This is a genomic window from Mesorhizobium sp. ES1-4, assembly GCF_020164745.1.
Lineage (GTDB): Bacteria > Pseudomonadota > Alphaproteobacteria > Rhizobiales > Rhizobiaceae > Mesorhizobium.
Genome location: NZ_JAIUGV010000002.1, coordinates 46,644 through 58,994, shown reverse-complemented (window position 1 = coordinate 58,994; position 12,351 = coordinate 46,644). Strand labels below are relative to the sequence as shown.

Genomic DNA, 12,351 nt, shown 5'->3' with positions numbered 1-12,351 from the left:
CTTATTCCTCGCCTTTGTCGTCGGACATCGCCTGGCTGGCGATCCTGCTCAGCAGCGGCTCGTTGTTCAGGAGCTGTGCGATGCGCTTTTCGGCGTCGACGCGGCCGTCCATGAAGCCCAGCAGTTCCTCGAGCTGACGCCGCATCTTGAGGATTTCGGCCAGTTGCGGAACTTGCTCGGCGATCTTGTCCGGCGCGAAATCGCCCATCTTCGAGAAGGTGAGGTCGAGCGCCAACTCCTCGTCCCGCTCGGCGCCTTCCGCTTGCGGCAATGTGTTCTTCACCCGCGCCTTCACGCGCGGCCCCATGGCCTCCATGAACTTGGGGAAGCGGTTGGCGTCGGTCTCGATGAAGGAGCGGTCGAGCACCGACTTCATCGCTTCCCTGGTCTGGGAAGCGCCGGAAAGGTCGGCCATCACAGCCATGACGAACGGCAACTCGATGGTCGTCGGGCTGCCGTAGGTTTCAACGTCGTAGGCGATTTGCACGCGCGGGGCGCGGTTTCTTTCGATGACCTTCGCTTTGCTCTCTGCTGGCATGCTTCTTACCTTTCATCCTTCTGGGCCGGCTTCTTGGGATCGGGGACACCGGCAAGCAGCCGGAACTCCTTGAGCCCCGACGGGGCGAGATCTTCCATCAGTTCCACGAAATCCATGTGCACCATGCGCCGGACGCGGCGGGCGAGGTGCGGGATGGGGCTTGACGGCTCGGTGCGGTCATAGAAGGCGACAACTAGGTCGAGGCACTTCACGACGTCGTCGCGGGAGGAAATCCGGTCGGGCAGGCCCGCGCCCGGTTCCGCGTGGTTTGCCACACTTGCCATTGCATCGGCTCCATGACCGTTTCGGGCGGGCGCTGCCTGTGCCGTCGGCAGCTGGGCCGGTTTCGCGGCGCCATTCGCCGACGTGCCAGCAACCGAGTTCCGCTCCAGCGTCGTCAGCAAACGTTGCAGGAACCGCTTCAATTCCGGAACGGTGGCCCCGCTTCCTTCTATGCGGGCATTGAGCGCGGTCTCCACCGCCTCGAGAGCCGTTATCGCCGCGCGGGCATCGGCGATGAACGATGTCATTGCCTCGCCAGCCTGGTCGATCTGCGCCTTGCATGCGGTTCGCACCCGATTGACCAACTGGCCATGGGCACTCACCAGCGCCGCCTTCTCGGCAGCGTTCAGTCCCGACGCCGCTTCCTGCAGCATGACGTGCTCGTCGAGGGCGCCTCTCTCCAGATCCTCACCGAGGATCGGGCCGATTGGACGCGGCGCGAAAAACGTCATTTTCCGCAAATCCTTGAGCAGGCCATCCTGGCCGTTCTGGAGGTCGGTCAGCGCGTTGATGCGGCGCAAGGCGGCATCGCGCGCCGTGCCGGCGGAGCGCAGGGCGGGGTGCATGGTCTCCCAATGCTGGTCGAAGGTCCGGGCGATGAGGGTCAGTCCTTCACCCAGCCCGGCCAGCTGATATTCGTTGGCCAGGGCACGGGTGACGAGGGTCAGCAAGCGCAGGTCACGACCGAGAGGCCGCAGTTCTTCGGACTTGGCGAGAACGGCGGGCCAGTCGATCGGGACATCGACTTCCGACTTGGCGTTGCCCTGATACTCGACCTTTTTTTGCTGTTCCGTCAGGCGTTCAAGGTCGTGAAAGGCCGCATTGCTGCGCAAATCCACCCCCGACGGATTCTCACCGTCGATCGGATCGAGCCAGAGTGCGAGATCAATCACACCTACCCCCAGCCAGGCGGCCTCCAGACCGTCATGTGACGCAACGTTATCACACGGTCTCACTCTACCACAATTGAGCACTTGCTCAAAAACCAACGGAAGGTAAACCCAACCGTTTTCTCCGTCGGAACCGATGCGCTATTGCCGGACCCGGTAGGCGAAATGCATCGCATTGCCCGGGCACTGTTTGTTGGTATGCAAGACTTTTGTAACCGGGAGGTGCCGCCCGGACATGTTCAAGCGCCTTATCCCGTCACACGCTTTGTCAAGAGGCCGCTTATATGGCAGGGTGCGGTCGCCAGATTTCGGGAGCAGGTTCGATGGAACAGCGCCGGTCGTCGCAGAGCTTCAAGCGCAAGGAATTGGTCGCCAAGCTGAATTCGCTCTGTCAGCGTGCCTTCAAGGCAGCCGCCGATGCAGCCAAACTGCGTGGCAATCCTTATGTCGAGCTTGTCCACTTCATCGAACAACTCGTGCTGTCCGAGCGCTCGGACGTCCAGATGATTGTCGCCGACGCGGGCTTGGACGCGAGCCGGCTAACGGCGGACATGACCCGCGCCGTCGACAAGCTCCCTTATGGCGCCACTTCCATCGAGGAATTCTCCGATCATATCTTTCACGCCATCCAGGAAGGCTGGAATTTGGCGACGCTGGAATTCGGCGTCGAAGAGGTGCGCAGCGCCCATATTCTGCTTGCCTGCCTGAAGACGCCCGTGCTGGAAGGCCTGCTGTCCAAGATCAGCGGCGAGTTCGACAAGATCGATGCCGACGGCGCCATCGGCCGCTTTGCCGATGTCACGGAAGGGTCGCTCGAAACCGGCGCTTCCGCAGCCATCCCCGCCACCGAGACACCGATGAAACGCGGCCCAGGCGGGGATTCAGCGCTGGCGAAATATGCCACGGACCTTACCCAGCGCGCCCGCGACGGCAAGATCGATCCGGTTGTCGGCCGAGATCCTGAAATCCGGCAGATCGTCGATATCCTGATGCGACGCCGGCAAAACAACCCGATCCTGACCGGCGAGGCGGGTGTCGGCAAGACGGCGGTCGTCGAGGGGTTTGCTTTGCGCATCGCCCAGGGCGACGTGCCGCCGACGCTTGAGAACGTCAGCGTGCGCATGCTCGACGTCGGGCTGATGCAGGCGGGCGCCAGCGTCAAGGGCGAATTCGAAAAACGGCTGAAGGCGGTTATTGACGAAGTCCAGTCCTCCGAGACGCCGATCATCCTCTTCATCGACGAGGCGCATACGCTGATCGGCGCCGGCGGCGCTGCCGGAACCGGCGATGCGGCCAATCTCCTGAAGCCCGCGCTGGCGCGCGGCGAACTGCGCACCATCGCCGCGACGACCTGGGCTGAATACAAGCAGCATATCGAGAAGGATCCGGCGCTGACGCGTCGCTTCCAGGTGGTCAAGATCGACGAGCCGTCGGAAGCCGTCGCCGTGCTGATGCTGCGCGGCGTCGCCGGCGTGCTGGAGCAGCACCACAAGGTGCAGATCCTGGACGAGGCGATCGAAGCCGCGGTTGCGCTCTCGCATCGCTACATTCCGGCGCGCCAGCTGCCGGACAAGGCGGTCAGCCTTCTCGATACCGCCTGCGCCCGCGTTGCCGTTTCGCAGCACGCAACGCCGGCCGAGGTCGAGGATATCTTGCGACGCCGCCAGGCGCTCGAGGTCGAGCGCGGCATCATAGGTCGCGAGGCGGCGATAGGCATCGAGGTGACGGACAGGCAAGCCAGGGTCGACGCCGGGCTGGCGGAGACCGAGACGACGCTCGCCGCCGCGCAGACACGCTGGGATCGGGAAAAGACCTTGGTGAGCGAGATCCTCGACCTGCGCGCCAGGCTGCGCGGCGAAGGTGTGCCGCTCGATGCGGCGGCCGATGAACCTAACGGGGACACGGAAAGCGCGGACGTTGCGGCGAAGACACCTGAGAACAAGTCGACCGAGAGCAAGCCGGCCGAAGGCAAGACCGCCGAGACCAAGTCTCAGAAAGCCAAGGCCTCGAAAGCCAAGGAATCCAGGGCGGCAAAGGCCGAGGCACCTTCCGCCGGGATCGTGGCCGGACCCTCTGCCGCCGATCTCGCGCGGCTGCGCGTGTTGATGACGGAACTCGCCGAAGCGCAAGGCGAGACGCCGCTGATCCTGCCTTCGGTCGACCGCAACGCGGTCGCCACCGTGGTGCAGGACTGGACCGGCATCCCGACGGGACGGATGCTCTCCAGCCAGACCGAGAAGGCGCTCAAGCTCGCCGCCACGCTGTCTGAACGCGTGGTCGGGCAGGACCATGCGATGGAGATGATCGCGAGGCGCGTCCAGACCAGCCGCGCCGGTCTCGGCGCGCCCGAGAAGCCGGTGGGCGTGTTCCTGCTTTGCGGTCCCTCGGGCGTCGGCAAGACCGAGACCGCGCTGGCGCTGGCCGAGACGCTCTATGGCGGCGAGCAGAACCTCATCTCGATCAACATGTCCGAATTCCAGGAAGCGCACACGGTCTCGACACTCAAGGGCGCGCCGCCCGGTTATGTCGGCTATGGCAAGGGCGGCATCCTGACCGAAGCGGTGCGGCGCAGGCCCTACTCGGTGATCCTGCTTGACGAGGTCGAGAAGGCGCATCCGGACGTGCACGAGATTTTTTTCCAGGTCTTCGACAAGGGGATGATGGACGACAGCGAGGGCCGGCGCATCGACTTCAAGAACACGCTGATCCTGCTCACCTCCAATGTCGGCTCCGAAGTCATTATGGACCGTAGCAGGAACGGCACCGTCCGGACTGGGCTCGACGATCTCGACACGGCCCTGCGCGCGCCGCTGCTGAAGGTGTTTCCGGCGGCATTCCTCGGCCGCGTGGTGACGATCCCCTACTATCCGCTTTCGGATTCGATGATCGAGGCGATCACCCGGCACCAGTTCGGCAAGATCGCGCGCCGGCTGAGGGCGACCAACGATGCCGAACTGGTGATCGGCGACGGCGTCATGGATCTGGTCAAGGCGCGCTGCACCGAGATTGAATCCGGCGGGCGCATGATTGACGCCATCCTGACCAACACGCTGCTGCCGGAGCTGAGCCGCGGCGTGCTCAACCGCTCGCTCGAAGGGGCGAAGATGACAAAGGTCACCGTAGGCGCCTCGGCGGAAGGATTTACTTACTCGTTCGAATAGACCCAATTGAAAGTCGTTATTTCGCTACAAACCATCCGCATCGGTGGCAGGTTCAAGATCGAGGCCGGCCGCCAGCAGCCCGCACCTGACCCTCTCCAGACCCGCGGGGTCTCTGAACGGCGCCTGACCAATGCCCTTTGTGAACGAATAGTCCGGCTTTATCGCCTTAAGCTCTTGCCAAACCTGCCACGCGCCTTGGCGATCGCCCAGAAGTCCAAGCGTCGCCGCAAGGTAGGCGCGGCTCATGTCGGTCTCCGGAACGAGCAGGATGCGCTCTCGCAACAGGGCGGCGGCGGTTTGGTATTTGCCGGCGATGAGATGCGCAACGCCCAGATGATGAAGATACAGGTGCGAGAAGAGAGGGTCGAGGCGCATGGCGCGTTCCAGATCCTCGATCGCCGTTAGCGGTTTTCCCGAGTACATGTTGAGCGTCCCGCGCAAAGACAGCGAAGGCGCGAAGTTTGGATTGAGCGCCAGCGAAATTTCGACTTCGGATTCCCATCGCTCAAAGTCCTTCCGGTACATCGAAATCAAGGCGGCAACGCCGTGAGGAAAGGCATCGTTTGGGTCGCGCTCGATGGCTTCCTCGACAAGCTTGCCGGCTTCCGTGAGCGCGCAATCGGGATCGTCAGTCCAGCGATTGTAGTAGGCGTGCGCCATGGCCATCGCGAGCGCGGCGTAGGGTGCTGGATAGCCGGGATCCTGCTTGATAGCCTGGCGAAACAGTTCACTTGTCCGCTTGAAGACATCGCCGTTCTGCGTGGCGCCACGTTGCATCGCGCGCCCGCGCAGGAAGCAGTCATAGGCGGCAATATCTTTGGTTCCCGTCGATGCCATTCGAGGCCATTGCGTCACCTCTCGCGGAGAAAGCGCGATGTGGAGCTCGCCAACGATCTGACGCGCCACCTCCTCCTGGACCGCGATCATATCGGCCAGCTCCCGATCATAGCTCTCGGCCCACTGATGGACGCCCGTCTCTCCGTCACTCAACTGCGCGACGATCCGCAGACGGTTGCCGCTTCTGCGAACGCTTCCCGCCAGGACGAAACGAACGCCGAGATCACTGGCGATGGTGCGTATGTCGACCGACTTTCCCTTGTAGGCAAAGCTCGAACTGCGGGCGATGACGACCAGCCCGGAGAGTTTTGACAGCATCGTTATGATCTCTTCGGCGAGACCGTCCGCGAAATACTCCTGTTCGGTATCGGTGCTGAGGCTGGTGAGCGGAAGAACGGCAAGCGAGGGCTTCGCCTGCTGCACGGCCACTTTGGCCTCCTGTTCGAGGCTTGGCCGAAGGAAGCGATAGCCGATCCGGGGGACCGTCGCGATCCATTCTCCGCCATCGGGCGAGGGGCCAAGTGCCTTGCGCAGCAGCGCGACCTGCACCGATAGATTACTCTCCTCGACGACATTCCCGTGCCAGCCGGCATCCATCAGTTCGGTTTTGGTGAGAATTTCGCCTGGTCGTGCGAGCAATGCATGGAGGAGAAGAATGCCACGGCGGCCCAGGGCGACCGGCTCGCCCTGGCGCAAAAGCGTCCCCTTGTCGGGGTCCAGCGTAAACGGGCCAAAAACGGTGGCGTTCTTCGACATTGCACCTGCTGACGCGGCTTTGGAAATTGTTCGGAGATTATTCGGCATCGCTTCAATACGCGAGAGACCACTTCAAGACATCGTACTCAAGCACGCCAACGGTATCGCATCATCAGTCGAGATCCTGCGCTGCAGGATCGTTCAATCAGCAAGCGCTGAAGCAGCCCTGCCGTGTGCGCGTGAAGAGTTCGCGGTGAACTCGGAACCAACTTGGAGGGAGAACTCGATGTCGACTGCTCTTACCGCACTCGTCTCGGCTGCTGCACTTGCCCTGGGCATGTCAGCAACCGGGGCGCTCGCTGCCCCTGTGAAATCCATCGTCCTTGTCCACGGCGGCTTCGTCGACGGGTCAGGCTGGGAAGGCGTCTATGAAATCCTGAAGAAGGATGGCTATGACGTCACCATCGTCCAGAACCCGACCACATCGCTCGCCGACGATGTGGCGGTGACCAGGCGCGCGATCGCGGCCGCGTCGGGCAATGTCATCCTTGTCGGCCATTCCTACGGCGGCGTCGTCGTCTCGGAGGCCGGCACCGATCCCAAGGTGGCGGGCGTGGTCTACATCACCGCCTTTGCACCCGACGCTGGCGAATCCGTTTCAAGCCTGATCGCCAACCCGCCGCCAGGTGCTCCGGTGCCGCCGATCCAGCCGCCGGTCGATGGCTTCCTGTTCCTGGACAAGGCTAAGTTCGCTGCGTCGTTTGCCGCTGATGTCCGGCCGGACCTCGCCTCATTCATGGGCGACTCGCAGGTCCCGTGGGCCGTGGCGGCGCTGGAGGGAAAGGTCAGCGCCCCGGCCTGGAAGGTGAAGCCCAGCTGGTACATGGTCGCCACCGAAGACAAGATGATCCCGCCGGACGCCCAACGCGCCATGTCGAAGCGCGCCGGCTCCACCGTCGTGGAAGTCGCCGGCAGCCATGCGATCTACGTGTCGAAGCCCGGCGCGGTCGCCGAGCTGATCGAAGAGGCTGCCCAGACGGCGAAGCCGGCCGGAAATTAGCCGGTTTCTTTCACCCGCCCAAACCGTCAGCCGTTATCGGCGGCAAGACCAGAAAACATCCAGGCAGTCGATGCGTCCCGGCGAGCACGCCGAGGCGCCAGGCTTGAATGTTGCCGATTACCAAACAGGTCGTCGATCGGACGACCGCATCACCCAGGAAAGGACCAGATCCATGAACCTCAAACTTATCTGCCTCGCAACAGCTTCCCTCTTCGCCCTTGGTGGCGCCGCGCTTGCCGGCGCTCTCGACGAGCCCTCCAACATGGCGCCCTTCTACGCGGATTCGGCGCTGAAGCAGTTGAAGCCGATGGCCGAATTCAAGAAGGTCTTCATGGCAATGCCGAAGGAAAAGCAGGAAGAAGTGCATAGGCTCTGCCAGGATGCCGCGATGAGCAAGCCGCACGCCGAGTTCTGCGCCGACGTGAACGCGCTGGCGGGGTCGTAACGCCATTCGATCAAGTCTTCCAGGGATGGCGGGTCTTCACCCGCCATCCGGCGGCCCGTCACGTGCCCCTCGGATCAGCGCATTCGCAAAGGCTGCAACGATCGCGATGGATGCGGTCGCGTGGTCGAACGGGAACGACCAGTCGGCACTGGGCGCAATCAACAGATGCGTCACACCGGCATCGTGGGGCGTATCCGATGCACGAACACAAGAATGCACTGGTTGATCGCCAGCCCCAGCAAGAACGCCAGACCCGCCGACAGGGCCGCGAGACGAACGTGATAGCGGTCGACTTTGCCCGAATGGTCGCCCTACGCGCCGACCAACGGCACCGTGACGGTCGTCGCATAGTTGATCGGGAAGGCGCTGAAATAGGGGAAGTCGATGACGAAGGCATAGCTGGCAGTCAGATGCGCCATGCGGAAGCCACCGCTTACCGGATCGACGACGATCGTGACGATGACATCCTTCAAACCCAAGGCCTGCAGTTTCTGTGTGGCGATCGCCTGGATGTCGGCCTGGGTCAGCGTGTTCTGAAGCTGCAGCGAGCGTGACGATGTCTCCAGCGTATAGCGGACGCTGGACACGGCGTTCATCGACCAGCCGAAGGCGAAGATGCCAAATAGCAGCATGATAAGAAAAGGCGCGATCAATGCGAACTCCAGCCCGGCACCGCCCGATCGATCCTGCCTGAACGTGGAAGCGGTTTTCCTGGAATTGCATTCGAGAAAGGGAATAGAACGGGTCTCCGTTTGCTTGAAGTTAGAAATGGCTCTAGCGGACACGGATTACCTCCAGGTGCCCGATGACGCTGGACGTGGAAAAAACACCGAAGGTGAAAGGCGGCACCCAGGTGGCCGAGGCCTGGATCTGGACATACACCGATGGCGCCTTGGGCCCACTGCACAATGTGGCCGCGTCGACCACGGTCGTCCCGCACATGTAAATTCGGCTTAGCGTAACCTGGCCATCCGCCGGCCGCTTCTCCCAGCTCGAAATGGCAATGCCCTGGGTTGCCGTATCATCGGTCGATCCTGCCATGATCAGGTTCGCGGCGGTCTTGACGCCGGCGCGCATCGACAGTGAACTCGTTACGTAGGACCAGCCGTCCAGGATGCCGAGCAGTGCCACGCACAGGAAGGGCAGAACCATCGCGAACTCGACGGCCGCAGCGCCCACCTCATCTCTGAGAATCGGTATCGATCGGCGCTTCACGTGAGACTACTCGACCAGTGCCACGGATTGCGCGGCCGGGATGTCGCGCATGCCGAGGCTCGTGCAATCCTGATCGATCGTCGAGTTGCCAGACCATTGGATCAGGTTCGCGACGACTTGGGTGCACCCGTTCTTGCCGGAGAAATTGCCGAGATAGTTGACCTGCTGCTTCGGGAAATAGAGCGCGCCGGTCAGCAACGAATCTGCGGTGCCGTTGAAGGTGCTTTGTCCGCCGGCGCCCGTTCTGTCCCCATACATCAGCACGCCGGAGTAGGCGCCGGATGTCGGCGCGCTCAGATTTACGGTGGCGTTGCCGTTCATGCTGACGGTCGAACTGCCTGCCATGAAGATGGTCACCCCGCTGCCGGTGATGGCAGCGTTGGCGTTTATCTTGAGATTGCCCTGGACAACGTAGACGCCAGGCGAAAGGGTGACGTTGCCGCTAAGACTGAGTCCATTACAGTACGTACCCGGCGCCAACGTCGCTTTGTTGGTGTTCTGGCAGGGGTTCGAGGCCGCCGGCGCCGGCAGACCGGCAAACGGATCGGCGGCGGGTAGCGCCTGGGTGATCGGGGCAGCACAAACCGTCGTGACGGGATTGCTGAGAGAGACGCCGCCCGCCGATATCAGGCAATCGGCCTGGAGCCCTGCAGAACCCTGAAGCTTGATGGCGTCAGAGGCAATCGAATTTGACATCACCGAGCAGCCGGTGAGCTTCACGCTGGTACTGCCTGAAAACAGCGCAGCCTTCGATGAGGACGGATCCAGCGCCAGCACGCAGGCCTTCGAGGCATTGGTGATGAGCGCCACCGCCCTCGCCTGTTCGGGAACCTGGCCCTGCGTGAAGATCGAGGTGAACATCCGATCGAGCTTCTGGCCGACGATGACCTCCACCGCCTTCTTCGCCGTGTTCGGTCCGGATGCCGGCGGCGTGTTGACGACGATCGTGCCCGAACCCAGCCCGTTGGAAGCGGCCGACTGGGTCGCGGCCGCGACGATCGTCGGCTGGTCAGACCCCGAGATCTGTTCGAGCGCGCCGGCATAGGCCGCGGCGTCGGCCGTCGCCTGAAGTCTCAGGCTGTTATAGTACCAGTAGGACGTCTCGATACCGAAGCCCGCGGCACCGATAACGATGGGCAAGGTCAGAGCGAAGATGGTGGCGACATTCGCGCTCGTATCCCGGCTTATACCGTCCGCCATAAGCCGAACTAGAGTGAAGCGATTGAAAGCCATGGTAAATTAGAAGACATGCATATATTAACAAACGGCTAAAAAGTTCGGTTCATTCTTAGCGGTGATCTATTTGATACCAAATGGACTCGTTGGCTGCTCGTTGCCCTCCGCCGTTACCGTGGCCGCCGCCGTTGCCGCCAGGTCCTGCAAAGGCCGGAGAGGCGTTCCCGGTCGGGCCCTTCGAGGCAGGAGCAACCTAGCGTGTTTTAGCAACTTGCCTCGTCGTGAGTACGCGCTGGGATCTGCTCCTCCATCAATGGCTCTCGAACTACATGGGAGGCCACAACGCGTGACTTCAGTCGCGAACTGGGCGCGCAGGAGATGCCGTGTGCGAAATCGCACACGAAATGACGTTAGCCCTGTTCACGTTGTGATTCTTGACGGATCGGGTTGCATATTCAAGCGGGGTGAGCCCATCGAGGCTCGTGTGTAGGCGAAATCGTAACGGCGTTTCGAGATCCGTCGATAACCGGCGGGGTTGAAGTCGAAATCTCTGGTCGGCTGACGGCACTCTTGGGCGAGCGTGCCTTCCCACGGCGTCAAAGGAGCGGGGGGATGTTGGTAGCGGGAGAGGCTATCATATGTGCATGAAACTGTTACATTTTATTGGCTCAATACCAACAAAAATGCCAACAGACGAGTTAATCCACAGCCAATTTGCTGTTAGCGCTCATCCCGCGCCGTCTGCCTCGCGTGCGCGTCTTCAAGCGAGTCCAGCGCGTCGAGCCGAAGCAGGACAGGCGCGAATTTCGAGATTGCCCGGTAAGCACCGGTCTCGAATTGGCCCAGGTGCAGCACGTCGTCGGCATCGATACGCACGGGCGGCGCATAGGTCGCGAAGACGTCAGTCGGACGAGCCGGGTGGATATGGAAGGCAAGGACAAGGCCATCCGCGTCAATCTCTACGCCGTTGACGATTTGCCTGCCGTTGGAAAGCATCGTGGTCAGATCGTTTGCGACCTGCTCAGCGGGTATTGCCTGAAGCTGGTCGCCGACCCATCGCGCGAAGGCTTCCCCGTCGATGAATTCATCGGCTACGGCGTTGGCCGTCAGGGCGCCGAAATTGCCCCGACTTGTCACATCTGCCCGCTTTGCCCACTTGGTGAAATGAGCGTCCAGCGCTGCCCGAGTTGCGGAGTCGGGATGCTGGCTTGTGGGGATCAGCCCTGGCCCGACAACGGCAGTCGACCAAGCCTCTTTCGCGGCGCGCGCCAAAGCGTTGTTTTGGGCCTTGTGCCGCGCACGGCCCTGCACAGTGCCACGGGCTGCGGCAATCTCAGTTGCATAGGTGCTGAAGGTCGCGCGGCCGGCATCGAAACGGTTCTTAGCGCCGGTAACGGCTTCGTAGCTGCGAACTGCGGCCGAGCGTTTCCAGAGACGATCTAGGAAGCGCATCAGTTTGCCCCCTTCGGCGGATTGAGCCGTCGCACGACTGGCGACAACATTTCATCGAGCACAACCACAATTGCACCGCGCGGTGTGAAAGCAGGATGCATGGCGGGCGAAGCCGCTTCCCCGTAGCGGACCAGATGCGCATTGATGAATCGGCCAAGCGTGCCGCGATAGACATCAACGACCAGCGACCAGCTTTCGCCATCGGTGAGACCGGCCAGGCATCGACCGATACGAAGATAGATTTCAAGGCAAACGTCACGCTGTAAATCGAGGTCTGCAACGCCGCAATCCTGCAATGCGCTGAGAATGATCGCCACGGCCGAATCTTCAGGCCGATAGATGTTTGGGCTGGTGTTGGTCCCGGCCGCGAAACAGATTAGCCGGTTTTGTGCGTAGCTCGACACGCGGGCGCGGGCCGTCTCCGGATGCAAGCCAGCGCAAGCAATGTCATCGATCAGATGCGAGATGCGAAGTTTCATGTAGGGATTATGTCTTAAACTGCTGAATATTTCAATAGACTTACACTTTCAATATTTATGTGAAATCGCTGTACTCAAGGTTTCACAATAGATGTGAAAGTATAAACTGTTGACATCCCC

The 12,351-nt window shown here is 61.8% G+C and carries 11 protein-coding genes; 3 read left to right on the top strand and 8 right to left on the bottom strand.

Annotation, left to right across the window (positions count from 1 at the left end):
- Position 1: 1 nt before the first annotated feature.
- Both tssB and tssA read right to left on the bottom strand, forming a co-directional pair.
- On the bottom strand, positions 2 to 538 hold the full coding sequence (gene tssB, locus LB556_RS03975; RefSeq protein ID WP_224564098.1) for a type VI secretion system contractile sheath small subunit: 537 nt from the start codon (positions 536 to 538) through the stop codon (positions 2 to 4).
- Positions 539 to 543: 5 nt separating this feature from the next.
- On the bottom strand, positions 544 to 1,713 hold the full coding sequence (gene tssA, locus LB556_RS03970; protein ID WP_224565048.1) for a type VI secretion system protein TssA: 1,170 nt from the start codon (positions 1,711 to 1,713) through the stop codon (positions 544 to 546).
- A gap of 320 nt (positions 1,714 to 2,033) precedes the next feature.
- Here tssA and LB556_RS03965 point away from each other — a divergent pair, with 320 nt between their 5' ends.
- A complete protein-coding gene (locus tag LB556_RS03965; RefSeq protein WP_224564082.1) occupies positions 2,034 to 4,871 on the top strand; it encodes an ATP-dependent Clp protease ATP-binding subunit in 2,838 nt (945 codons plus the stop codon).
- Between the two features lie 24 nt (positions 4,872 to 4,895).
- Here LB556_RS03965 and LB556_RS03960 read toward each other — a convergent pair whose 3' ends face one another.
- Positions 4,896 to 6,464, bottom strand: coding sequence for a winged helix-turn-helix domain-containing tetratricopeptide repeat protein (locus LB556_RS03960; RefSeq protein ID WP_224564080.1), 1,569 nt, complete (start codon positions 6,462 to 6,464; stop codon positions 4,896 to 4,898).
- A gap of 277 nt (positions 6,465 to 6,741) precedes the next feature.
- Here LB556_RS03960 and LB556_RS03955 point away from each other — a divergent pair, with 277 nt between their 5' ends.
- Both LB556_RS03955 and LB556_RS03950 read left to right on the top strand, forming a co-directional pair.
- The gene (locus tag LB556_RS03955; RefSeq protein ID WP_224565045.1) at positions 6,742 to 7,464 is read left to right on the top strand and encodes an alpha/beta hydrolase; all 723 of its coding nucleotides are present in this window, start codon (positions 6,742 to 6,744) and stop codon (positions 7,462 to 7,464) included.
- A gap of 172 nt (positions 7,465 to 7,636) precedes the next feature.
- Positions 7,637 to 7,909, top strand: a complete 273-nt coding sequence (locus tag LB556_RS03950; protein WP_224564077.1) for a hypothetical protein — start codon at positions 7,637 to 7,639, stop codon at positions 7,907 to 7,909.
- A gap of 311 nt (positions 7,910 to 8,220) precedes the next feature.
- Here LB556_RS03950 and LB556_RS03940 read toward each other — a convergent pair whose 3' ends face one another.
- The 5 genes from LB556_RS03940 to LB556_RS03920 form a co-directional block, all read right to left on the bottom strand.
- The gene (locus LB556_RS03940; RefSeq protein ID WP_411908564.1) at positions 8,221 to 8,562 is read right to left on the bottom strand and encodes a pilus assembly protein; all 342 of its coding nucleotides are present in this window, start codon (positions 8,560 to 8,562) and stop codon (positions 8,221 to 8,223) included.
- A 121-nt stretch (positions 8,563 to 8,683) separates the two neighbouring features.
- Positions 8,684 to 9,088 carry a TadE/TadG family type IV pilus assembly protein gene (locus LB556_RS03935; RefSeq protein WP_224564075.1) on the bottom strand — a complete coding sequence of 135 codons (405 nt, stop codon included), beginning with the start codon at positions 9,086 to 9,088 and terminating at the stop codon, positions 8,684 to 8,686.
- Positions 9,089 to 9,130: 42 nt separating this feature from the next.
- Positions 9,131 to 10,357: a pilus assembly protein TadG-related protein gene (locus tag LB556_RS03930; RefSeq protein WP_224564070.1), complete on the bottom strand. Its 1,227-nt coding sequence runs from the start codon at positions 10,355 to 10,357 to the stop codon at positions 9,131 to 9,133.
- Between the two features lie 663 nt (positions 10,358 to 11,020).
- Positions 11,021 to 11,752, bottom strand: coding sequence for a phage portal protein (locus tag LB556_RS03925; RefSeq protein ID WP_224564067.1), 732 nt, complete (start codon positions 11,750 to 11,752; stop codon positions 11,021 to 11,023).
- Positions 11,752 to 12,231 carry a hypothetical protein gene (locus LB556_RS03920; protein WP_224564065.1) on the bottom strand — a complete coding sequence of 160 codons (480 nt, stop codon included), beginning with the start codon at positions 12,229 to 12,231 and terminating at the stop codon, positions 11,752 to 11,754. The genes LB556_RS03925 and LB556_RS03920 overlap by 1 nt, the downstream gene beginning before the upstream one ends.
- Between the last annotated feature and the right edge of the window lie 120 nt (positions 12,232 to 12,351).